21 protein-coding genes are annotated in these 21,616 nt (G+C 73.7%); 10 read left to right on the top strand and 11 right to left on the bottom strand.

The window, feature by feature from the left end:
• The first annotated feature begins 158 nt into the window (after positions 1 to 158).
• The 7 genes from AB0B83_RS18435 (at position 159) to AB0B83_RS18405 (ending at position 6,388) form a co-directional block, all read left to right on the top strand.
• Positions 159 to 800 (top strand): hypothetical protein, encoded by a 642-nt coding sequence (locus tag AB0B83_RS18435; protein ID WP_357579205.1) that lies wholly within the window; start codon positions 159 to 161, stop codon positions 798 to 800.
• A 133-nt stretch (positions 801 to 933) separates the two neighbouring features.
• The gene (locus tag AB0B83_RS18430) at positions 934 to 1,275 is read left to right on the top strand and encodes a PadR family transcriptional regulator (RefSeq protein WP_089001033.1); all 342 of its coding nucleotides are present in this window, start codon (positions 934 to 936) and stop codon (positions 1,273 to 1,275) included.
• On the top strand, positions 1,272 to 2,222 hold the full coding sequence (locus tag AB0B83_RS18425) for a permease prefix domain 1-containing protein (RefSeq protein WP_357579204.1): 951 nt from the start codon (positions 1,272 to 1,274) through the stop codon (positions 2,220 to 2,222). The genes AB0B83_RS18430 and AB0B83_RS18425 overlap by 4 nt, the downstream gene beginning before the upstream one ends.
• A gap of 127 nt (positions 2,223 to 2,349) precedes the next feature.
• The gene (locus AB0B83_RS18420; protein WP_357579203.1) at positions 2,350 to 3,636 is read left to right on the top strand and encodes a sensor histidine kinase; all 1,287 of its coding nucleotides are present in this window, start codon (positions 2,350 to 2,352) and stop codon (positions 3,634 to 3,636) included.
• Entirely contained in the window at positions 3,633 to 4,352 is a 720-nt protein-coding gene (locus tag AB0B83_RS18415) for a response regulator transcription factor (protein WP_357579202.1), read from the top strand. Before AB0B83_RS18420 ends, AB0B83_RS18415 begins: the two co-directional genes overlap by 4 nt.
• An 81-nt stretch (positions 4,353 to 4,433) precedes the next feature.
• Positions 4,434 to 5,327, top strand: coding sequence for an ATP-binding cassette domain-containing protein (locus tag AB0B83_RS18410; protein WP_357579201.1), 894 nt, complete (start codon positions 4,434 to 4,436; stop codon positions 5,325 to 5,327).
• Positions 5,324 to 6,388 (top strand): ABC transporter permease, encoded by a 1,065-nt coding sequence (locus AB0B83_RS18405; RefSeq protein ID WP_357579200.1) that lies wholly within the window; start codon positions 5,324 to 5,326, stop codon positions 6,386 to 6,388. The genes AB0B83_RS18410 and AB0B83_RS18405 overlap by 4 nt, the downstream gene beginning before the upstream one ends.
• Before the next feature lie 63 nt (positions 6,389 to 6,451).
• On the opposite strand, the gene AB0B83_RS18400 is transcribed toward AB0B83_RS18405, so the two are convergent.
• From AB0B83_RS18400 to pgsA, 8 genes are all read right to left on the bottom strand, one after another.
• A complete protein-coding gene (locus AB0B83_RS18400) occupies positions 6,452 to 7,114 on the bottom strand; it encodes a DUF402 domain-containing protein (RefSeq protein WP_357579199.1) in 663 nt (220 codons plus the stop codon).
• 201 nt (positions 7,115 to 7,315) lie between these two features.
• The gene (locus tag AB0B83_RS18395) at positions 7,316 to 8,065 is read right to left on the bottom strand and encodes a YebC/PmpR family DNA-binding transcriptional regulator (protein WP_101409175.1); all 750 of its coding nucleotides are present in this window, start codon (positions 8,063 to 8,065) and stop codon (positions 7,316 to 7,318) included.
• Positions 8,066 to 8,410: 345 nt separating this feature from the next.
• The gene (pdxT, locus tag AB0B83_RS18390) at positions 8,411 to 9,019 is read right to left on the bottom strand and encodes a pyridoxal 5'-phosphate synthase glutaminase subunit PdxT (protein ID WP_357579198.1); all 609 of its coding nucleotides are present in this window, start codon (positions 9,017 to 9,019) and stop codon (positions 8,411 to 8,413) included.
• Between the two features lie 98 nt (positions 9,020 to 9,117).
• Entirely contained in the window at positions 9,118 to 10,035 is a 918-nt protein-coding gene (gene pdxS, locus AB0B83_RS18385) for a pyridoxal 5'-phosphate synthase lyase subunit PdxS (RefSeq protein ID WP_357579197.1), read from the bottom strand.
• 215 nt (positions 10,036 to 10,250) lie between these two features.
• The gene (locus AB0B83_RS18380) at positions 10,251 to 10,745 is read right to left on the bottom strand and encodes a hypothetical protein (protein ID WP_192581594.1); all 495 of its coding nucleotides are present in this window, start codon (positions 10,743 to 10,745) and stop codon (positions 10,251 to 10,253) included.
• A gap of 12 nt (positions 10,746 to 10,757) precedes the next feature.
• Complete coding sequence (locus tag AB0B83_RS18375) at positions 10,758 to 11,918, bottom strand: glycosyltransferase family 4 protein (protein WP_311414472.1); 1,161 nt, start codon at positions 11,916 to 11,918, stop codon at positions 10,758 to 10,760.
• 15 nt (positions 11,919 to 11,933) lie between these two features.
• On the bottom strand, positions 11,934 to 12,866 hold the full coding sequence (locus tag AB0B83_RS18370) for a phosphatidylinositol mannoside acyltransferase (RefSeq protein ID WP_357579196.1): 933 nt from the start codon (positions 12,864 to 12,866) through the stop codon (positions 11,934 to 11,936).
• 43 nt (positions 12,867 to 12,909) lie between these two features.
• Positions 12,910 to 13,542: a phosphatidylinositol phosphate synthase gene (gene pgsA / locus AB0B83_RS18365; RefSeq protein ID WP_327027678.1), complete on the bottom strand. Its 633-nt coding sequence runs from the start codon at positions 13,540 to 13,542 to the stop codon at positions 12,910 to 12,912.
• A gap of 251 nt (positions 13,543 to 13,793) precedes the next feature.
• Between pgsA and AB0B83_RS18360 the strand changes: the two genes are divergently transcribed.
• The gene (locus AB0B83_RS18360) at positions 13,794 to 15,956 is read left to right on the top strand and encodes an elongation factor G-like protein EF-G2 (RefSeq protein ID WP_357579195.1); all 2,163 of its coding nucleotides are present in this window, start codon (positions 13,794 to 13,796) and stop codon (positions 15,954 to 15,956) included.
• A gap of 30 nt (positions 15,957 to 15,986) precedes the next feature.
• Here AB0B83_RS18360 and AB0B83_RS18355 read toward each other — a convergent pair whose 3' ends face one another.
• The gene (locus tag AB0B83_RS18355) at positions 15,987 to 17,045 is read right to left on the bottom strand and encodes an aldo/keto reductase (RefSeq protein ID WP_357579194.1); all 1,059 of its coding nucleotides are present in this window, start codon (positions 17,043 to 17,045) and stop codon (positions 15,987 to 15,989) included.
• 188 nt (positions 17,046 to 17,233) lie between these two features.
• A complete protein-coding gene (locus tag AB0B83_RS18350; RefSeq protein WP_199729380.1) occupies positions 17,234 to 17,746 on the bottom strand; it encodes an HIT domain-containing protein in 513 nt (170 codons plus the stop codon).
• 225 nt (positions 17,747 to 17,971) lie between these two features.
• On the opposite strand from AB0B83_RS18350, the gene AB0B83_RS18345 reads away from it, so the two are divergent.
• Positions 17,972 to 18,709: a D-Ala-D-Ala carboxypeptidase family metallohydrolase gene (locus tag AB0B83_RS18345; RefSeq protein ID WP_357579193.1), complete on the top strand. Its 738-nt coding sequence runs from the start codon at positions 17,972 to 17,974 to the stop codon at positions 18,707 to 18,709.
• A gap of 61 nt (positions 18,710 to 18,770) precedes the next feature.
• On the opposite strand, the gene thrS is transcribed toward AB0B83_RS18345, so the two are convergent.
• The gene (gene thrS / locus AB0B83_RS18340; protein ID WP_357579192.1) at positions 18,771 to 20,771 is read right to left on the bottom strand and encodes a threonine--tRNA ligase; all 2,001 of its coding nucleotides are present in this window, start codon (positions 20,769 to 20,771) and stop codon (positions 18,771 to 18,773) included.
• A gap of 264 nt (positions 20,772 to 21,035) precedes the next feature.
• Between thrS and AB0B83_RS18335 the strand changes: the two genes are divergently transcribed.
• Positions 21,036 to 21,616 (top strand): DUF1775 domain-containing protein (locus AB0B83_RS18335; RefSeq protein ID WP_357579191.1); only part of this gene is annotated, 581 nt, incomplete at its 3' end.

Raw genomic sequence — 21,616 nt, 5'->3', positions numbered from 1 at the left:
GTCGGGCGGGCAGGGGCGCACCGGTCGGGGCCTGCCGGTCGGGCGCATCGGTCGGGGCGCCTAGGTCCGGGCGCTCGGTCGGGAAACCGACGAACCGATCCGGCCGAACGGGTGACCAACAGGACAAGGACACCCGCACTCCCGAGGAGGAGATCCCCGTGCACCGTCTCTCGTACACCGTCGTCACCGCCCTGCTGGCCACGGCCGGGCTCGTGCCGATCACCGCGGCGGCACCCGCCGCCGCCGCGCCCACGCCGGCCGCCGTCGCCGTCGCCGGGAACCTGTCCGAACGTGCCGACGGCCGATTCGGCGCGGGCACGGACGGCGCTGCCCGCCCGGCCGCCGCCGACCCCGACGAGGTCCGGCTCATCAGCGTCCGGGGCGCGGGGCCGTTCCGGATCGGGGCCGACCTGGCCCGCCTGTCGGCGGCCGGCCTCATCGACTGGGTGGCTACCGGCTGCGACGGCACGGTCCACGCCGGCGTCACCGGGGCCTGGGCGGGCAAGATCCTGCTGGCCTTCCGCGACGGGCGGCTGGTGGAGGTGGGCACCGCCACCGCGCCGCCGCGCACGCCCGCCGGGGCGGGGGTGGGCATGTCCTTCGCCGCCCTGGAGGAGATCTACGGCCCGCGGGGCTCGATGATCCGCAACGACGCGGGCGACGACTCGGCCTATCTGGTGCGCGTCGGTTCCCGGGTGGAGCTGTTCACCGGCCACCCGATCCGGCCGGGGGTCGGCTACCTCCAGGTCGGGCCGGCGTCCGTCGTCGAGCGCGGCTTCCGGGAGGGCCGGTCCTGCTGAGCGACCGGCACCCGCGGCGGCGGATCCCTTCGAGGGGTCCGCCGCCGTCCGTTTCGCCCGAACACACTGATGTTGGTGCGCACGATGATGTAGCGGTGGACGATAGTGTGTGCCACACAGTATGGTGTGACGCATGGTTAGCGATGAGATCCTGCGAACGCACCTCCAGGAGTTGCGCCGGGGCACCGTGGTGGTGGCCAGCCTCGTCGCGCTGCGCCGGCCCGACTACGGTTACGCGTTGCTGCAACGCCTCTCCGACCACGGCTTTCCGGTCGACGCCAACACGCTCTACCCGCTGCTGCGGCGGCTGGAGGAGCAGGGGCTGCTGACCAGCGAGTGGAACACCGAGGAGAGCCGGCCGCGCAAGTTCTACCGGACCAGCGAGGAGGGCGAGTCGGTGCTGGGCCGGCTCCTCACCGACCTCGCCACAGTGCAGACCTCCCTGACCGGGCTGATCGAAGGAGCCGACCGATGAGCACCCTGACCGACCGATACCTCACCGCGACCCTGCGTTCGGTGCCGGTCGCGCGCCGCGCGGAGATCGACACCGAGCTGCGCGCCTCGATCGCGGACATGGTCGAGGGCCGTACGGCCGGCGGGCAGGACGCCGCCGCCGCCGAGCGGGAGGTGCTCACCGAACTGGGCGACCCGGACAAGCTCGCCGCCCGCTACGCCGACCGCCGGTTGCAGCTCATCGGCCCGGCCTACTACCTGGCCTGGTCGCGGCTGATGAAGCTGCTGCTCAGCTTCATCCCGGCCCTGGTCGGCGTGCTGGCCGGCCTGCTCAGGGTCGCCGACGGCGGCAACGCGGGCGAGGGGATCGGCGCGGGCATCACCACCGCCTTCCAGGTGGCCGTCCAGATCGCCTTCTGGGTGACAGTGGTCTTCGCGGTGCTGGAGCGCACCAAGACCCCCCTGCACCTGCCCGCGTGGAGCGTCGACCAGCTTCCGGAGGACACGACCGACCGGCAGATCACCCTCACCGACATCGCCGCCTCGGTCACCTTCCTGGCGCTGGTCATCGCCTACCTGCCGATGCAGCACTTCCGCTCGTTCGTGCCCACCGACGACGGCGAGAACCTGCCGATCCTCGACCCGGCGCTGTGGAGCTTCTGGCTGCCGTTCCTGATCGCGGTGCTGGTGGCCACGATCGGCCTGGAGTTCGCCAAGTACCGGGTCGGGCGCTGGACCTGGTCGCTGGTCGCGGTCAACGCGGTGCTCGGCCTGGCGTTCGCGGCGCCGGTGGTCTGGCTGATGTCGACCGACCGGCTGCTCAACCCCGAGTTCGTGGCCCGTTTCGAGTGGCTCGGCGAGGGCGACAACCTGAACCTGGTGGCGACCGCCGTGATCGCCGGCACGGTGCTGGTGACGCTCTGGGACATCCTCGACAGCGCCGTCAAGACGTGGCGCAACCGCACCTGATCCACCACCGTCACGGCCCGGCGCGCCACGCGTGCCGGGCCGTGACGCGTCCGGTCCCGCGACGGGCCGGGCCGCCCCGACCGGGTGCCGGATCGGCGGCGCCCGGCGGGATGAGATCCTGACCTGGATGAACAGCGACACCGACGAGGACTGGCGGCGCCCGGGGCCCACCCCGGAGCAGCGCCGGCTGGACGTCTACATCGGACTGGCCGCGACCGTCCTGGCGCTGTTCAGCCTGACCCTGGCCCGCAGCGCCGGAGCGTTCCTGCTCGGCCCGCCGCCGTCCGGCCCGGAACAGATCTTCTGGACCGTCGCGGTGACCCTGCCGCTGATCTGGCGACGCCGGTTCCCCGCCGCCGTCACGCTGGTGGTCTCGATCGCGTTCATCGCCGCGCAGGCCCGCTCCGCCCCGGAGACGCAGCTCGCCTCGTGGGCGCTGTTCGCCGCCCTCTACACGCTGGGCGCGTGGGGCCGGGAACGGCGGCTGTCCCGGCGGCTGCGGATCGGCGTCATCGCCACCATGTTCCTGTGGCTCGGGGTCTACTACGCGACCACCTACACCACCATTCCCCCGGACGCATTCGCCCGCGCCGTCGGGCCCGTGCCCCCGTTGCTCGCGGCCATGGTGAACGGGGTGCTGGTCAACGGCCTCTACTTCGGGTTCGCGTACTTCTTCGGAGAGACGGCGTGGCTGGCCGCCCGGCGGCAGCACGAGGTGCAGGCACGGGCCGAGGAGCTGCGCCGCTCGCAGGCCGAGATCCGCGAGCACGCGGTGGTGGGCGAGCGGGTCCGCATCGCCCGGGAGCTGCACGACGTGGTCGCCCACCACGTGTCGGTGATGGGGGTGCAGGCGTCCGCCGCCCGCCGGGTGTTCGACAAGGACCCGGTCAAGGCCCGCGCCGCGCTGAGCGCGATCGAGGAGACCGCCCGCACGGCCGTCGACGAGCTGCGCCGGATGCTCGGCCTGCTCCGCGCCCGCGACGGCGGCCCGGACCGCCCGGAGCAGCCGGGACCGGCCGGAGTCGACCAGATCGCGGCCGTGGTCGAGCGCGCCCGCGAAGCCGGGCTGCGGGCCACCATGGGCGTGTACGGGGACCCGACGCCGCTGCCGGAGTCGGTCTCGCAGGCTGCGTACCGGGTGGCCCAGGAGGCCGTGACGAACACGCTCAAGCACGCCGAGGGCGCGACCGCGCTCGACGTGCGCATCCGCTACCTGGCACACGAGGTGGAGGTCGACGTGACCGATGACGGACGGGCGACCCGCCCGGCGAACGCCGACGGGCTCGGCCTGGTCGGGATGCGCGAGCGGGTCGCCACCCACGGCGGCGCGCTGGAGGTCGGCCCGCGCGCCGGCGGCGGCTGGCGGGTACGGGCCCGGTTCCCGCTGCCGCTGCCGGTGGGGCGGCCCGCGTGAGCGCCGGACAGGAGGCGCCCGGGACCGACCGTCCGGTCCGGGTGCTGCTCGCCGACGACCAGCACCTGGTCCGTACCGGCTTCCGGGTCATCCTGGAGGTGGAGGACGACATCGAGGTCGTCGGGGAGGCCGCCGACGGGGAGCGCGCCGCCACCATGGCCCGGGCGCTGCGTCCGGACGTCGTGCTGATGGACGTCGAGATGCCCGGGGTCGACGGGCTGGAGGCCACCCGCCGGATCACCGCCGGGGAGGACGGGCCGGGCGGGCCGGCCGTACTGATCCTCACCACGTTCGACCGGGACGACTACCTGTTCGCCGCGCTGCGCGCCGGGGCCAGCGGCTTCCTGCTCAAGAACGGCACCCCGGAGGCCCTGATCGAGGCGATCCGGGTGCTCGCCCGGGGCGACGGTCTGCTCGCCCCGGAACTCACCCGGCGGGTGATCGCCACCTTCGCCCGTCCCGGCGAGCCCGGCCCGCCGGGCGGCCCGAGAACGGCTCCCGAGGCGGCGCTGCGGGACCTCACCCCCCGCGAGCGGGAGGTCCTGGTCCTGGTCGCCGGCGGCGCCAGCAACGCCGAGATCGCCGCCGGGCTGCACCTGGGCGAGGCGACGGTGAAGACCCACGTCAGCCGGGTGCTCGCCAAGCTGGGCCTGCGCGACCGGGTGCAGGCGGTGGTCTTCGCGTACGAGCACGGGGTGGTGCGTCCCGGCGGCTGACCCGGCTCCGCCATGAGGGGGACGGCGTGCTCGATCTCGGGGCGGACGGCGGGGCGCGGCCTGCGATCTAGCGTGGACGCCGTGACCAATGTGCTCCGCCTCGACGGCGTCGACCGCAGCTTCGGCGACCGGCGGGTGCTCCAGAACGTGTCCTTCGACGTGGCCGCCGGCCGGATGACCGGCTTCGTGGGCGGCAACGGCGCCGGCAAGACCACCACCATGCGGATCATCCTCGGGGTGCTCGCCCCGGACGCCGGCGAGATCACCTGGCAGGGCGCTCCGCTGAGCCGGCAGGCCCGCCAGCGCTTCGGCTACATGCCGGAGGAACGCGGCCTCTACCCGAAGATGAGCGTCCGGGAGCAGGTGACCTACCTGGGCCGGCTGCACGGGATGACCGCCGCCGCGGCGCGACGCAACACGGACGCGCTGCTGGAGCGGGTCGGGCTCGCCGAGCGCGGCGACGACCTGCTGGAGACGCTGTCGCTGGGCAACCAGCAGCGCGCGCAGATCGCCGCCGCCCTGGTGCACGACCCCGAGGTGCTGGTGCTCGACGAGCCGTTCTCCGGGCTCGACCCGTTGGCCGTGGACACGGTCGTGGCGGTCCTGCGGGAGCGGGCGGCCGCGGGCGCGCCGGTGCTGTTCTCCAGCCATCAGCTGGACGTCGTCGAGCGGCTCTGCGACGACCTGGTGATCATCGGGGGCGGCGTGATCCGGGCCGCCGGCAGCCGGGAGGAGCTGCGCGCGACGTACACCGTGCCCCGGTACGAGCTGGTGGTGGAGACCGACGCCGGCTGGCTGCGGGACCAGCCGGGGGTGACCCTCGTCGACCTGGACGGCGCGCGCGCCGTGTTCGACCTCGCCCCCGGCGCGGACGAGCAGCCGGTGCTGCACGCGGCGCTGGCACGCGGCCCGGTCCGCGCGTTCCGCCCGGTCAGCCCCTCCCTCACCGAGATCTTCCGAGAGGTCGCCCAGTGAACACGATGCAGGCCACCCGGCTGGTCGCCGGCCGGGAGATCCGGGTCAAGCTGCGCGACCGCACCTTCCTGTTCAGCACCCTGTTCTTCCTGCTGATCGCCGCCGCCGCGACCATCCTGCCGCCGCTGCTCTCCGGCGGCCCGTCGAGCGTGGCGGCGACCGCGTCGGCGGCCGGCCCGCTGCGCGAGGCGGGGCTGGAGGTCCGTACGGTCCCCGACGACCGCGCCGCCGAGCAGGCCGTACGCGACGGCGACGTCGACGCCGCGGTGGTCTCCGGGCCGGCGGTCCTGGCCATGGACGAGGCCCCCGACGACGTGGTGGCGGCGCTGAGCACGCAGCCCGCGGTCCGGCTGCTGGACCCCGACGCGGTGGACCCGGTGGTGGCCTTCCTGGTGCCGTTCGCCTTCGCGTTCATCTTCTTCGTCACCTCGCAGACCTTCGGCGTGCAGATCGCGCAGAGCATCGTCGAGGAGAAGCAGACGAGGATCGTGGAGATCCTGGTCGCCGCGGTACCGGTACGGGCGTTGCTGGCCGGCAAGATGATCGCCGGCACGGTGCTGGCGCTCGGGCAGATCGCCCTGGTCGCCCTCGTCGCCCTGGTCGGTGTGCAGTTCGGCGACAGCGGCGGGCTGCTCTCGCTGCTGGCCCCGGCGATCGGCTGGTTCCTGCCGTTCTTCCTGCTCGGCTTCGTGCTGGTCGCGGCCATGTGGGCGGCGGCCGGCGCACTGGTGAACCGGCAGGAGGACATCGCCGGGGTGTCGACGCCGGTGCAGCTCGCGGTCATGCTGCCGTTCTTCGCGGTGATCTTCCTGAACGACAACGCGACGGCCATGCGGGTGCTGTCCTATGTGCCGTTCTCCGCACCGACGGCCATGCCGTTGCGGCTGTTCACGGGGGACGCGGCCGGCTGGGAGCCGCTGGTGTCCCTGGCCCTGCTGCTGGTCGCGGCCGCCGCGTTCGTGGCCGCCGGGGCCCGGGTGTACGAGGGCTCGCTGCTACGCACCAACGGCCGCACCTCGGTGCGGACGGCGTGGCGGTCGCGCGAGAAGACGCTGGGCTGAGCGCCGGCGCCGGCGGGCCACCAGCCCGCCGGCGCCATCCGCGGCACGTGCGGCCGGCGGCGATCAGCGGGTCGGTGGGACCGTGTCCCAGCCGGACGGCAGGGCCGGCACGGGCCAGGCCGGGTCCGGACGCCAGCTCGACCAGTCCTCGTCCCACCAGCGCTCCCCCGCGTCGAGCAGGGCGGCGATCCGGTCGCCCTCGGCCCGGATCGCGTCGGCCATCCCCGGGTAGCGCCCCTCCTCCAGGCGCTGGGCGAACATCTCCACGTCCTTCCAGACGTAGCGGTCGGCGCCGGCACCCCACCAGAGGTCCAGCTCGTGGTCGAGGGTGTCCACCCCGATCGGGGTACGCCGCACCGGCTCCTGGAGGTTGAAGTACCACCCGGCGAAGGCGCGCTGCGGGCCGGTCCAGAAGACGTCCACGGAGTGCGCCTCACCCGGGCGGTGCAGCATCAGCTTGCCGTGCCCGCTCCACGCCCGGTGCCCGGCGACCTGCCACGGGTGCCGCCCGCACGGGAAGCCGCCGGCCTCGGGGAAACCGAACTCCGCGCCCGGGGGCAGGTAGAGCACGAGCAGGTCGGGCGTGTCCTCGACGCAGATCGTCGGGCAGCCGAACCACACCTCGCCGCGCAGGATCTCGCGCCGGACCACGACGTCGCCCGGCGCGAACCGGCCACCGTCGCCCGCCCCACCATCGTCTCGCTCCGCCCGGCCCGCGTGGTCCACGCCCCGCAGCCTAGCCAGCGCGGGGCGGCGCACCCCCGACCACGGACCCCGCGAGTCCGGCGAGATCGGTCGTACGTCGGACGGAACGCGCCCGCGCGGCGGCGACGCGCGGGCCACCGCCTCCCGCCGCCGGCTCCCGGTCGGTGCCGGGAGTCGACGGCGGTCGCGGCGGTGCCGGCCCGTGCGCCGGGGACGTCGGGATCAGCCGACGGCCTCCATCACCTCGTCGCTGACGTCGAAGTTCGCGTAGACGTTCTGCACGTCGTCGCAGTCCTCCAGCACGTCGATCAGCTTGAAGATCTTGCGGGCGCCCTCCTCGTCGAGGGGGACGTTGACGCTCGGGATCAGCGACGACTCGGCCGACTCGTACTCGATGCCGGCGTCCTGGAGCGCGGTGCGGACGGCGATCAGGTCGGTCGGCTCGGAGACCACCTCGAACGCCTCGCCCAGGTCGTTGACCTCCTCGGCGCCGGCGTCGAGGACCGCCATCATCACGTCGTCCTCGGTCGTGCCGGCCTTGGGTACGAGCACGACGCCCTTGCGGGAGAACATGTACGACACCGAGCCCGCGTCGGCGAGCGAGCCGCCGTTGCGGGTCAGCGCGGTGCGCACCTCGGTGGCCGCACGGTTGCGGTTGTCGGTGAGGCACTCGATCAGCATCGCCACGCCGTTGGGGCCGTAGCCCTCGTACATGATGGTCTGCCAGTCGGCGCCGCCGGCCTCCAGGCCCGAGCCGCGCTTGACGGCGCGGTCGATGTTGTCGTTGGGGACCGAGTTCTTCTTCGCCTTCTGGATGGCGTCGTAGAGCGTCGGGTTGCCGGCCGGGTCACCGCCGCCGGTGCGCGCGGCGACCTCGACGTTCTTGATCAGCTTGGCGAACATCTTGCCGCGCTTGGCGTCGATGACCGCCTTCTTGTGCTTGGTCGTCGCCCACTTTGAGTGGCCGGACATCTGCTACCTCCGTTGCTACCCGCCGTCTGCATCGACCGACCGCGCACGCCCCCGCTCCCGCCGGCGCACGCGGTGGTGCCGGGCAGCCCTGCGGGAAAGCCGTGGACGGGCAGCTGGCCCCGCCGAATCTCGGCAATCCTACCGACGCCCGGCGGGTCGCTGTCACCGCGCCGCGCGCCGCCGCCCTGCCCCGGCCGCCCGTAACGGGACGGACGGGACGAAAACGCGGCTGCGGTCAGGCCCCGAAGCCGTACGAGCCCAGCACCCTGAACCCGGAGGTGGACCGCTGTTCGCACCGGCCCTCCAAGCCGGGCCGGTAGCGGCGGAGGGACCCGTCGCCGTCACTCAGCGGGACGCCCGGACCATCGCCACGAAGTACGCGTGCACCCGCGCGTCGCCGGTCAGCTCGGGATGGAACGAGGTGGCCAGCAGGTTGCCCTGCCGCACCGCCACGACCCGCCCGGCGGCCGGGCCCTCGGTCACCGTGCCGAGCACCTCGACGCCCTCGCCGACCCGCTCGACCCACGGCGCCCGGATGAACACCGCGTGGAACGGGCCGCCCTCGACCCCGGTGACCCCCACCGGCGCCTCGAACGAGTCGACCTGCCGGCCGAACGCGTTGCGCCGTACGGTCATCTCGATGCCGGCGAAGCCGCGCTGGTCGGGCCGGCCGTCGAGGACCTCGGTGGCCAGCATGATCATGCCGGCGCAGGAGCCGTAGACCGGCATGCCGTCGGCGATGCGCTTGTCGATCGGCTCGCGCATCTCGAAGATGTCGGCGAGCTTGCTGATCGTGGTCGACTCACCGCCGGGGATGACCAGCCCGTCCACCGCGTCCAGCTCCTGCGGGCGGCGTACCGGGCGGGCGTCCGCACCGGCCTCGGCCAGCGCGGCGACGTGCTCGCGGACGTCCCCCTGAAGGGCGAGCACGCCGATCACGGGTGCGTCGCTCATCTGCCGTTCCTCTCGTAACGAACGTGCCGGCTTGTTGCTGTGTCAGGAAGGGCACCTTCCTGTGCACCAGGCGACAGGAAGGTGCCCTTCCTGACAGCTCACCAGCCGCGCTCGGCCAGGCGGTGCGGCTGCGGGATCTCGTCGACGTTGATGCCGACCATCGCCTCGCCCAGGCCCCGGGAGACCTTGGCCAGCACGTCCGGGTCGTCGTGGAAGGTGGTGGCCTTGACGATCGCGGCGGCGCGCTGCGCGGGGTTGCCGGACTTGAAGATGCCGGAGCCGACGAAGACGCCCTCGGCGCCGAGCTGCATCATCATCGCGGCGTCGGCCGGGGTGGCGATCCCACCTGCGGTGAAGAGCACCACCGGCAGCTTGCCGCTCTCGGCGACCTCCTTGACCAGCTCGTACGGCGCCTGGAGCTCCTTGGCGGCCACGAACAGCTCGTCGGTCGGCAGCGAGCTCAGCCGGCGGATCTCCTGGCGGATCTTGCGCATGTGGGTCGTGGCGTTGGAGACGTCACCGGTGCCGGCCTCACCCTTGGAGCGGATCATGGCCGCGCCCTCGGTGATCCGGCGCAGGGCCTCGCCGAGGTTGGTCGCCCCGCAGACGAAGGGGACGGTGAAGGCCCACTTGTCGATGTGGTTCGCGAAGTCGGCCGGGGTCAGCACCTCGGACTCGTCGACGTAGTCGACGCCGAGCGACTGGAGGATCTGGGCCTCCACGAAGTGACCGATCCGGGCCTTGGCCATGACCGGGATGGAGACGGCGTTGATGATGCCGTCGATCATGTCGGGGTCGCTCATCCGGGACACCCCGCCCTGGGCGCGGATGTCGGCGGGCACCCGCTCGAGCGCCATCACCGCGACGGCGCCGGCGTCCTCGGCGATCTTGGCCTGCTCGGCGTTGACCACGTCCATGATCACGCCACCCTTGAGCATCTCGGCCATGCCGCGCTTGACGCGGGCGGTGCCGGTGACGGGGCTGGCGCTAGCGTGCTGGGCAGTGGTTTCGGGCACGGGTCATCGCTCCTCGAACGTGCTCGGGGGGTGGCTGCGGAAATGCTACGACGGCTCCAACGCCGATCCGACAGCCAATCAGACCCACGGTGGCCTGCACTGTGGCAGCCATCACCGGCCCCGCGTGGTTTCTCCCCGCCTGTCCCGCTGCTCCCGGATGCGAAGTCCGTCCCCTCCCCGCCCGCGATGCTCCCGTGCGGGGACGCGCGCCGGGGTCAGGTGGCGGGGACGTCAGCCGGGACGGTGAGGGTGGGGTCGTCGATGTCGAAGTAGGTCGGCCAGGGGCGTCGGCGCCCCATCCGCAACAGGCGCACCAGCGGGCGGCCCCGCGCCGCGCGGGCGTCGCGGACCAGGTCGGTGTGCACCTGACGGGCCAGGGCGAGCCGCCGGCTGGCGCCGATCACCGCCTCGCAGCCCGGATCCGCCGGGTCCAGCTCCACCGCCCGCAACTGGCGGGTGAGGTCGTTCTCGGCGGCCTCCCGCTCGTCGGGCTCGGCGTCCAGTGCGATCCGCGCCGCCGCGTACAGCTCGACGCCGTAGCGGCGCTCGGCCAGGACCGCGGCGGCGGCCGCCCGGCGCAGCAGGTGGGCCTCCAGGGCGCGGGCCGCCAGCTCCGCCCGCGCGTGCAGCCGGCCGACCCGCCCGGCGGTCCAGACGAGGTACGCCGCCACCAGCCCGACGACCAGGGCCGCGAGCACCACCCACCACATGCGCGACATCGTCTAGTCCAGCCCCACCCATTCGGTGTCCATGACCCGCCCGTCGGTGGCCTCGATCGCCGCCGCGTACACCTCCAGTACCCGCCGGGCGACCACCGGCCAGTCGAAGGTGGCCACCACCTGGTCGCCGCAGGCGGTCAGCGCGGCCCGGGCGCCGGGATCGTCGAGCAGGTCGGCGAGGGCGGTACGCAGCGCGGCCGGGTCGCCGGTCGGGAAGAGCCGGCCGGCCCGGCCGCCGTCGAGCACCCGGCGGAACGCGTCGAGGTCGCTGGCGACGACGGTCGTGCCTGCCGCGAGCGCCTCGGTGAGGATCATGCCGAAGGACTCGCCGCCGGTGTTCGGCGCCACGTAGAGGTGCACGCTGCGCAGCATCCGCGCCTTGTCCTCCTCGGAGACCAGCCCGAGGAAGGTCACCCGGTCCCGCAGGTCGGCAGGGAACCGGCCGAACAGGTCGTCGGCGTCGCCGGGCCCGGCCACCAGCAGCCGCAGGCCGGGACGCTGCCGGGCCAGCTCGACGAAGGCGTCGCGCAGGATCGGGAAGCCCTTGCGGGCCTCGGTGAACCGGCCGAGGAACCCGATCGCCCCGTCGCGGCCCGGCGGGCACTCCCCCGGCCAGCCCGGCAGGGGCTGCGCGTGGCTGAACTTCGCGACGGCCACCCCGTTGGGGATCTCCACGGCCCCGCCGTCCATGTGCTCGACCTGCACCTTGCGCGCCAGGGCGCTCACCGCGATCCGGGCGGTGATCCGTTCCAGCACGATCTGGAGCACGCCCTGCGCGGCGGCCAGCGCCCGCGACCTGGTCATCGCGGTGTGGAAGGTCGCCACCACCGGGCCGCGGGCGGAGAGCACGGCCAGCAGCGACAGGCTCAGGGTCAGCGGCTCGTGCACGTGCAGCACGTCGAACTCGCCCCGGATGATCCACCGCCGCACCCGCGCGGTGGAGACCGGGCCGAAGGCGATGCGGGCCACCGAGCCGTTGTACGGCAGGGGCAGGGCCCGTCCCGCCGGCACCACGTACGGCGGCAGCGGGGAGTCCTCGTCGGCCGGGGCGAGCACGCTCACCTCGTGCCCGAGCCCGATCAGCGCCTCGGCGAGGTCCATGACGTGGTTCTGCACCCCACCGGGCACGTCGAAGGAGTACGGGCACACGATGCCGATGCGCACGTGCAAACGCCTCCCTTACGCCTGTCCGGCGGCCGGGGAGGGCAGGGTCGCGTCGCCGCCCCTGCCATGCTGGTCCAGCCACATCCGCTGCAACATGTGCCAGTCTTCCGGATGCCGGGCGATGCCCGCCGCCAGACCGTCGGCGATCCGCTGGGTCAGCGACCGGACCCGCTGGTCGAGCGGGCCCTCCTCGGGGCCGGGCAGCGGCAGCGGTCCCTCGATCGAGGCGCACGCCGCGTCCGCCTCGTACCACATCGAGGCGACGTAGAGGGGCGCTCCGGTGCGCAGCGCGAGCAGGGCCGGGCCCGGGGGCATCCGGGTGCGGTGGCCGAAGAACTCGACCTCCACGCCCCGCGCGGAGAGGTCCCGGTCGGCCAGCAGGGGCACCACCGTGCCGGCCCGGACCCGGTCGACCAGCACGTCGAAGGCGTTCCGCTCGCCGCCGTGGGTGGGCAGGATCTCCATGCCCAGGCTGCGGCGGAAGGCGAGGAAGCGCTGGTAGACGCCCTCGGGCTTGAGCCGCTCGGCGACCGTGGTGATCGGCCAGCCGGTCGCCGCGACCCAGGCGCCGGCCGCGTCCCAGTTGCCGGCGTGCGGCAGCGCCACCACCGCGCCCCGCCCGGCCGCCACGTCGGCGGCGAGCTTCTCCTCGCCGTCGAGCCGGAAACCGGCCAGGATCTCCGCCCGGCTGAGCGCGGGCAGCCGGAACGCCTCCAGCCAGTACCGGGCGTACGAGCGCAGGCCACGACGGACCAGCTCGTCGAGCTCGGCCTCCGGCAGGTCGGGGCCGACCACCCGGCGCAGGTTCGCGCGCAGTCGGGCCGTACCCCCGCCGCCGCGACGGTGGGCGCGGTCGGCGCCCGCCCGGAACGCCGCCGCCGCGACCGACCGGGGCAGCGCGCGGATCACGCGCCACCCGGCGACGTAGCCGAGCTCGGTGAGGTTCACCGGCGCCGGCCCCCCGGCCCCGGCCGACCGGCGGGTGTCGCGCTCACCCCTGCCCGCCCGGGGTGTGCACCCGCTGGGCCTGGCGGTAGACGTGCGCCATGCGCTGGCCCACGGTGAAGATCGACACGGCGGCGAGCAGCCAGAGCGCGATCTCCAGTGCGGGCTTGACGCCGACGCCGGTGAGCAGACCGCCGACGCCGACGATGAGCAGCCGCTCGGTGCGCTCGGCGATGCCCACGTTGCAGGTCATGCCGAGCCCCTCGGCGCGGGCCTTGACGTAGGAGACCAGCCCGCCGGCGGCCAGGCAGAGCAGCGCGGCGGCGACGCCCGAGTACTGGTGCTGGGTGGCCAGCCAGTACGCCACCGCGCCGAAGACGGCGCTGTCGGCGACCCGGTCCATGCTCGAATCGAGGAACGCCCCGAACTTCGTCGATCCCCCGCTCATCCGGGCCATCGTCCCGTCGAGCAGGTCGGTGAGCGCGAAGAAGGTGACTATCAGGGCCCCGGCGACCAGATGACCGCGGGCACCGAAGCCGAGCGCGCCGACGAGCACCCCGAGGGTGCCCGCCACGGTGACCGCGTTGGGAGTTACGCCCGCTCGGAGCAGGCGGCGTGCGACCGGCTCGACGACACGGGTCATCCCCGCGCGGGCCGACACTTGGAAGATCTTCGCCATGGCGGTCCCACGATAACGGTCCGCGTAGCAGCAGCGGTACGGCCGGTCAGGCGACCCGCGGGACGGAGCCTTGTGCCGGCCCCGGATCGGGTGTGAGATCGGGGCAGGGAAGTGAGCCAGCTCACCCACCCGCCCGTTGATTACCCGCAAACCGGCACCACACCGGAGGATGTCGCCGCGGAACCCGACCGGGCCGCTTCCCCGTCGCGCGCGGCGGTCGCCACCAACCACGGCTGAGGGAGGTGCGCCCCATGGCGCAGAAGAGTCAGGAGAAGGGGGCCGCCGGCGGCGCGCCGGTGGTGACCGAGCCCGGCAGGATCCGTAACGTGGTGCTCGTCGGGCACTCCGGGGCGGGCAAGACGACCCTGGTCGAGGCGCTGCTCGCGGCGAGCGGCACGATCGGCCGGGCCGGCAACGTCGCCGACGGCACCACCGTCTGCGACCACGACCCGGCCGCCGTACGCCAGCAGCGCTCGGTGAGCCTGGCCTGCGCCCCGCTGCTGCACGACGGGGTCAAGGTCAACCTGCTCGACACCCCCGGCTACGCCGACTTCGTGGGCGAGCTGCGGGCGGGCCTGCGGGCCGCCGACGCGGCACTGTTCGTGGTCTCCGCCGTCGACGGAATGGACGCCGCCACCGCCGCCCTCTGGGAGGAGTGCGCGGCGGTCGACATGCCCCGGGCGGTCGCCGTGGCCCGGCTGGACCACCCGCGCGCCGACTTCGACGAGGCCGTGGCGCTGTGCCAGCGGGTCTTCGGCGACAACGTGCTCCCGCTCTACCTGCCGATGCTCGGCGACGACGGGATCTCCACCGTCGGCCTGCTCGGCCTGATCACCCGCCGGGTCTTCGACTACACCGCCGGCCTGCCGGCCGAGGTACGCGAGCCGGACCCGGAGCACCTGCCCGCCATCGTCGAGTCCCGCAACGAGCTGATCGAGGGGATCATCGCCGAGAGCGAGGACGAGTCCCTGATGGACCGCTACCTCGACGGGGAGGAGATCGGCACCGACGTGCTCGTCGACGACCTGGAGAAGGCGGTCGCCCGCGGTCACTTCTACCCGGTGGTGCCGGTCTGTGCCGAGACCGGCGTGGGGCTGGACGCGCTGCTGGAGGTGCTCACCGCTGGCTTCCCCTCGCCGCTGGAGCACGAGCTGCCGGCGGTCGCCGGGGTGGACGGCTCCCCCCGGCCGCCGCTGACCTGCGACCCGGACGGCCCGCTGGTCGCCGAGGTGGTCAAGACGACCGTGGACCGGCACGTCGGCCGGGTCTCCCTGGTCCGGGTCTTCTCCGGCACCCTGCGCCCCGAGCAGACCGTGCACGTCTCCGGGCACGGCATGGCCGAGCGCGGCCACCCCGACCACGACGCCGACGAGCGGGTCGGCCACATCTACACGCCGCTGGGCGCGAGCCTGCGCGAGGTGGGCGTCTGCGTGGCCGGCGACATCTGCGCGATCACCAAGTCGGGCAGCGCGGAGACCGGCGACACCGTCTCCGCCAAGGACGACCCGCTGCTGATCGCCCCCTGGGAGATGCCCGAGCCGCTGCTGCCGGTGGCCGTCGTGGCCCGCAGCCGCGCCGACGAGGACGCCCTCGCGCGCAACCTGGCCCGCCTGGTCGCCGGCGACCCCACCATGCGGCTGGAGCGCAACCCGGAGACCCACCAGCTGGTGCTCTGGTGCATGGGTGAGGCGCACGCCGACGTGGTGCTGGAGCGCCTGCGCGCCGGCGGGGTGGAGCTGGACACCGAGCCCGTCCGGGTCGCGCTGCGCGAGACGCTGACCGTCGGGGCGTCGGGGCACGGCCGGCACGTCAAGCAGTCCGGGGGCCACGGCCAGTACGCCGTCTGCGACATCGAGGTCGAGCCGCTGCCGCCCGGCGCCGGATTCGAGTTCGTCGACCGGGTGGTCGGCGGGGCGGTGCCGCACAACTACGTCCCCTCCGTCGAGAGGGGCGTACGCGCCCAGATGGAACGCGGCCTGGTCGCCGGCCACCCGGTGGTGGACCTGCGGGTGACCCTCGTCGACGGCAAGGCGCACAGCGTCGACTCCTCCGACGCGGCCTTCCAGACCGCTGGCGCCCTCGCCCTGCGCGACGCCGCCGGGAAGGGGCAGCCGGCGCTGCTGGAGCCGATCGACGAGGTGGCGGTCCGGGTGCCCGACTCCTCGGTGGGCGCGGTGATGGGCGACCTGTCCGGCCGGCGCGGCCGGGTGCTCGGCACCGAGGCCGACCCCGAGGCCGAGGGACGCACCGTGGTCCGGGCCGAGGTACCGGCCACGGAGCTGCTCCGCTACGCGGTCGAGCTGCGCTCCATGACGTCGGGCACCGGCACGTTCCGCCGCCACTTCGTCCGCTACGACCCGATGCCCGCCCACCTGGCCGACCAGCTCCGCAAGGAACACCCCACCCACCCCTGAGCACCGGCGGGCAACCGGTCCCCGGCCGGGTCAGGGGCGGGCGGTGGGAGGCAGCGGGCTCGGCCGGTGGGGGCGGTCGGCGTCGCGGAGGGCGGCCGAGCGCAGCGCGGCCAACTGGCGCTCCACCTCGGCGAACTGGTCGGCCGGCAGCGGACCCCGGCGCAGGGCCCCGGCGTTCTCCTCCACCTGGGCCACGGTGCGGCAGCCGGGAATCGGGACGGTGCGGTCGCTGCGCGCCCAGAGCCACCCGAGCGCGCCCTGCGCGAGGGTACGCCCGTCAGCGGTCAACGCCGCCCGCACGGCGGTGACGCGGCGCAGCCACTCCGGCGCCGGCCGGCCGCCCCGGAACCACTCCAGCCAACCGGGGGCGACCCCCCGCACGTCGTCGCGGGGCAGCGTGGAGCCGGCCGTGTACTTGCCGGAGAGCAGGCCCATGCCCAGCGGTCCCCGGTTGACGCTGGCGAGGTCGTACTTGTCGCAGACGGCGAGCAGTTCGGGGGCGTCCCGGAGCACCGACAGCGTGTGCTGCACGGCGGTGGCGTGCCGGGCGTCCCGCCCGAACGCGGCGGCTCGGTCGGGGCGGTCGGTGCTCCAGCCGTACGCCCGGATCAGCCCTTCGGCGACCAGGTCCTCCAGGGTGCCGACGAGGGCCTCGGCCCGCGGCACCGGCAGGTCCGCCAGGTGCAGCTGGTAGAGGTCGATCCGGTCGGTGCCCAACCGGCGCAGCGAGTGCGCGACGGCCCGCCGCAGGTACGCCGGGGAGGGGTCCTCGCCGGTGGCCTGGCGGGTGGCCTCGTCGAAGGTCCAGCCCCACTTGGTGGCGATCACGGCCTCGTCGCGCCGGCCGGCGAGGGCCCGGCCGAGCACCCGCTCGCCGTGCCCGGCCCCGTAGGTGTCGGCGGTGTCGAAGAGCGTCACGCCGAGGTCGAGCGCGTGCCGGATCGCGCGGACCGACTCGTCGTCGTCGACGGCGCCCCAGCCCAGCGGCTGGCTGCCCTCGGCCCAGGGGCCGCCGATCGCCCAGCACCCCATGCCGAGGGCGCTGACCTCGATGCCGCTGCGGCCCAACGTCCGCGTCGTCACTGCCATCGCCAGATCGTGCCACCTCGCGCCCGACCTGGGACAGGAAGTCCACGGACGACACCACCGCCCGCAGCCGCCGACCGGCCCGGACGCGGGGGGTGTCGATCGGTGCGGGAGCGGGGCCGGCGGGCGGGGAGGGGCCCGCAGGCGGAGCCGCACACCGTCACGGACCGCCGGGAAGGGCGAGGGTCGGTCTAGGTCGGCCAGGCCCGGGTGAACAGGTCGCGGGTGTCGGTGAGCAGTTGCGGCAGGACCTTCGTCTGCCCGATCACGGGCATGAAGTTGGCGTCGCCGCCCCAGCGGGGCACCACGTGCTGGTGCAGGTGCGCGGCGATGCCCGCGCCGGCCACGCCGCCCTGGTTCATGCCCAGGTTGAACCCGTGCGCGTTGCTCACCTTGCGTACCACCCGCATGGCGGTCTGGGTGAACGCCGCCAGCTCGGTGGTCTCGGCCAGGTCCAGCTCGGTGTAGTCGGCCACGTGCCGGTAGGGGCAGACCAGCAGGTGCCCGGGGTTGTAGGGATAGAGGTTGAGCACCGCGAACACGTGCTCGCCCCGGGCCACCACCAGGCTCTCCTCGGGCGCCAGCCCCGGGGCTCGGCAGAACGGGCAGCCGGCGGGCCGCTCGTAGCCGCCCTCGGGCCGGTCCTCCCCGGAGATGTAGGTCATCCGGTGCGGAGTCCAGAGCCGCTCCAGGCCGTCGGCCATGCCGCTGTCCATGTGCCGTTCCACCCCAGTCACGCCACCGATCCTACGTTCCCGGCGACGGTCGCTCCGGACGCCGTACGCCGGTCCGCGCCCACCCCCGACGCCCCCCCTGGGGCCCGGATCGCGTTCAGGGGGACGGATAGGGGGTGAAAGTTCTTGACGAACTGATGAACGTGAATGAAGAATCCATCCACAGACATCATCCATTGTCGATGGGAGCCCATCGTGAGAACCGCATTCCGCCGCTTTGGCCGGGCGCTCGCCGCTTGCGCACTCGCCGCCTCCACCGCCCTCGTGGGCGTGGTGGCGACCAGCAGCCCCGCGCAGGCGGACGGCTGCTACACATGGGGACGCGTCCTCGCCCAGGGCGCCACCGGCGAGGATGTCCGGCAGCTGCAGATCCGGCTCGCCGGCTACCCCGGCTACAACGCCCAGCTCTCCCTCGACGGCTCGTTCGGCCCGGCCACCCGGTCCGCCGTGATCCGCTTCCAGCAGGCGTACGGCCTGGCCGCGGACGGCATCGCGGGGCCGGCGACCCAGAACCAGCTCTACGCGCTCCAGGACGACGACTGCACCCCGGTCAACTTCAGCTACGCCGAGCTGAACCGGTGCAACAGCACCTGGTCCGGCGGCGCGGTCTCCGCGAGCACCGCCCGGTTCAACGCGCTGGTGTCGATGTGGAAGCTCCAGGCCATGCGCAAGGCCCTCGGCAGCGTGTCGATCAATATCAGCAGCGGCTTCCGCAGCTACTCGTGCAACAGCGCGGTCGGCGGCGCCTCGAACAGCCGGCACCTCTACGGCGACGGCGTCGACCTGGTCGGGTCGCCCTCGTTCTGCCGGCTCGCCCAGCAGGCCCGCTACCACGGCTTCGGCCAGATCCTCGGCCCCGGCTACCCGGGTCACAACGACCACACCCACGTCGGGGCGGTCGGCGGCTGGTCCGCGCCGAGCTGCGGGATCTGACACCTGACGACCCCATGACGAAGGCCCCCCGCGGTGCGGGGGGCCTTCGGTGCGTCGCGGGTCAGGCGGCGGAGGGGCCGACGTTGGTCCGGGAGCCGACCACGTCGAGCACGTGGGCCACGGCGTCGGCGACCGGCACCCCGTTGCGCTGCGAGCCGTCCCGGTAGCGGAACGAGACGGTGCCGGCGGCCACGTCGTCGTCGCCGGCGATCACCATGAACGGGACCTTCTGCTGCTGGGCGGTGCGGATCTTCTTCTGCATCCGGTCGTCGCCCGCGTCGACCTGGGCGCGGACGCCCTCGGCGCGCAGCGCGGCGACGAAGCCGTGCAGGTAGTCGGTGTGGTCCTCGCGGATCGGGATGCCGACCACCTGCACCGGGGCCAGCCACGCCGGGAACGCGCCCGCGTAGTGCTCGGTGAGCACCCCGAAGAAGCGCTCGATCGAGCCGAAGAGCGCCCGGTGGATCATCACCGGCCGCTGCCGGGTGCCGTCGGCGGCCTGGTACTCCAGCCCGAAGCGCTCCGGCAGGTTGAAGTCGACCTGGATGGTGGACATCTGCCAGGTCCGGCCGATGGCGTCCTTGGCCTGCACCGAGATCTTCGGGCCGTAGAAGGCCGCGCCACCCGGGTCGGGCACCAGGTCCAGCCCGGACTCCTCGGCGGCGGAGCGCAGGGCCTCGGTGGCCCGCTCCCAGTTCTCGTCGGTGCCGACCGACTTCTCCGGGTTGCGGGTGGACAGCTCCAGGTAGAAGTCGTCCAGGCCGTAGTCACGCAGCAGTTCGAGCACGAAGACGAGCAGCGACTTCAGCTCGCCCGCCATCTGCTCCTCGGTGCAGAAGATGTGCGCGTCGTCCTGGGTCATGCCGCGTACCCGGGTCAGGCCGTGCACCACGCCCGACTTCTCATAGCGGTAGACCGTGCCGAACTCGAACATCCGCAGCGGCAGCTCGCGGTAGGACCGCCCCCGGGACCGGAAGATCAGGTCGTGCATCGGGCAGTTCATCGGCTTGAGGTAGTAGCTCGCGCCCTCGACCTCCATGGGCGGGAACATGCCGTCGGCATACCAGTCCAGGTGCCCGGAGACCTCGTACAGGTGGCCCTTGGTGATGTGCGGGGTGTTGACGAAGGCGTAGCCGGCCTGCTCGTGCTTGATGCGCGAGTAGTTCTCCATCTCCCGGCGGATGATGCCGCCCTTGGGGTGGAACACCGCCAGGCCCGAACCCAGCTCGTCGGGGAAGCTGAACAGGTCCAGGTCCACGCCGAGCTTGCGGTGGTCGCGCCGCGCGGCCTCCTCCAGCAGCTTCAGGTACGCCTTCAGCTCGTCCCGGGTCGGCCAGGCGGTGCCGTAGATCCGCTGGAGCTGCGGGTTCTTCTCCGACCCGCGCCAGTACGCGGCGGCCGAGCGCATCAGCTTGAACGCGCCGATCAGCCGGGTGTTCGGCAGGTGCGGGCCCCGGCACAGGTCCGACCAGCAGACCTTGTCCTCTTTGGCGGCGAGGTTGTCGTAGATGGTCAGCTCGCCGCCGCCCACCTCCATCACCTCGGAGGTGTCCAGCCCCTCGCCCTTGACGTCGATGAGCTCCAGCTTGAACGGCTCGGCGGCCAGCTCGGCCTTCGCCTCGTCGAGACTGCCGAAGCGCCGGCGGCGGAACCGCTGGCCGGACTTGACGATCTCCTGCATCCGCTTTTCGAGCTTGCCGAGGTCGTCCGGCTGGAACGGCTTGTCGACGGCGAAGTCGTAGTAGAAGCCGTTCTCGATGGGCGGGCCGATGCCGAGCTTGGCCTCCGGGAAGACGTCCTGCACGGCCTGGGCGAGCACGTGCGCGCAGGAGTGCCGCAGCACGTTGAGCCCGTCCGGCGAGTCGAGGCTGACCGGCTCGACCTCGGTGTCGGCCTGCGGGGCCCAGTCCAGGTCGCGCAGCTGGCCCTGCGGGTCGCGGACCACCACGATCGCCTTCGGGCCGGACGCGGGCAGACCGGCCGCGGCCACCGCGTCGGCCGCCGTGGTCCCGGCGGCGACGACGACGGGGTCGGCCACGGCGGGGGTACGGGGTGCGGACACGGTGACTCCTCCAGCAGACGGCACGGATGACGCCGAACGTTCGGCTCCTGCGATGCTATCGGTCGCCCCCGCCGGCACGGTCGCCGACGCCACCGCCCCCGGGGGCCGTGGGACGGGCGCCGCCCCGCCGGCACCCCGGGACGGGCCGAGCGCGCCGGGCCCGGCCGGCGTCCTGAGCCCTGCGTTGAACCTTTGCGTCCCCGCATCCGAACTACCGGACGTGGCCGGAACCGTGCCGGCCCGTGGAGACGGATGGGACCGACGATGGCGACGATGCACGGTGTGCGGCCCGGGCCCCGGCCCCGGCGCCGGGGCGCGACGGTGGCCGTCCTGGCGGCGGCCGGGGTGCTGACCTGGCCCGCCCCGGCGTACGCGGCCGACGTGACGACCAGCCCGACGCAGGCGCGACAGGGCGGTGCGGTGAAACTGGAGTTCGTGGTGCCCGACGAACTGCCGGGCGCCCGCGCCGAGCGGATCGAGATCCGGCTGCCGGCCGACGCCCCGATCGCCGAGGTCTATCCGATGTCGGTGCCCGGCTGGGCGCCCCGGATCACCTCCCGCAGGCTCGACCAGCCGGTCGCCGGCATCCACTCGTCCCGGGTCGACGAGGTGACCAGCGCGGTGACCTGGGTCCGGATGCCCGGCACGGCTCCCGGCCCGGCCCGGCTCACCCTGTCCATGGGGCCGTTGCCGCAGACCGACCGGCTCACCTTCGAGGTGCTGCGCACATACGCCGACGGCACGGTGGTGCGCTGGGCCGGGCCGACCGGGGCTCGCCGGGGCGTGCCGCAGGTAGTCGTCCAGGTGCGCCAGCAGCTCGGCGCCCTCCTTGATCTCGACATGCG

The sequence above is a fragment of the Micromonospora sp. NPDC049060 genome (genome assembly GCF_040649055.1).
Taxonomy (GTDB): Bacteria; Actinomycetota; Actinomycetes; order Mycobacteriales; family Micromonosporaceae; genus Micromonospora; species Micromonospora reichwaldensis.
This window is presented reverse-complemented; position numbering and strand designations above follow the sequence as displayed.

Excerpts from the sequence above, each read along its gene's own strand:
- AB0B83_RS18430 (WP_089001033.1), top strand. The coding sequence starts at position 934 with ATGGTTAGCGATGAGATCCTGCGAACGCACCTCCAGGAGTTGCGCCGG.
- AB0B83_RS18395 (WP_101409175.1), bottom strand. The coding sequence starts at position 8,065 with ATGTCCGGCCACTCAAAGTGGGCGACGACCAAGCACAAGAAGGCGGTC.
- AB0B83_RS18425 (WP_357579204.1), top strand. The coding sequence starts at position 1,272 with ATGAGCACCCTGACCGACCGATACCTCACCGCGACCCTGCGTTCGGTG.
- AB0B83_RS18420 (WP_357579203.1), top strand. The coding sequence starts at position 2,350 with ATGAACAGCGACACCGACGAGGACTGGCGGCGCCCGGGGCCCACCCCG.
- pdxT (WP_357579198.1), bottom strand. The coding sequence starts at position 9,019 with ATGAGCGACGCACCCGTGATCGGCGTGCTCGCCCTTCAGGGGGACGTC.
- AB0B83_RS18350 (WP_199729380.1), bottom strand. The coding sequence starts at position 17,746 with ATGGCCGACGGCCTGGAGCGGCTCTGGACTCCGCACCGGATGACCTAC.
- AB0B83_RS18355 (WP_357579194.1), bottom strand. The coding sequence starts at position 17,045 with ATGGCAGTGACGACGCGGACGTTGGGCCGCAGCGGCATCGAGGTCAGC.
- pgsA (WP_327027678.1), bottom strand. The coding sequence starts at position 13,542 with ATGGCGAAGATCTTCCAAGTGTCGGCCCGCGCGGGGATGACCCGTGTC.
- AB0B83_RS18380 (WP_192581594.1), bottom strand. The coding sequence starts at position 10,745 with ATGTGGTGGGTGGTGCTCGCGGCCCTGGTCGTCGGGCTGGTGGCGGCG.
- AB0B83_RS18360 (WP_357579195.1), top strand. The coding sequence starts at position 13,794 with ATGGCGCAGAAGAGTCAGGAGAAGGGGGCCGCCGGCGGCGCGCCGGTG.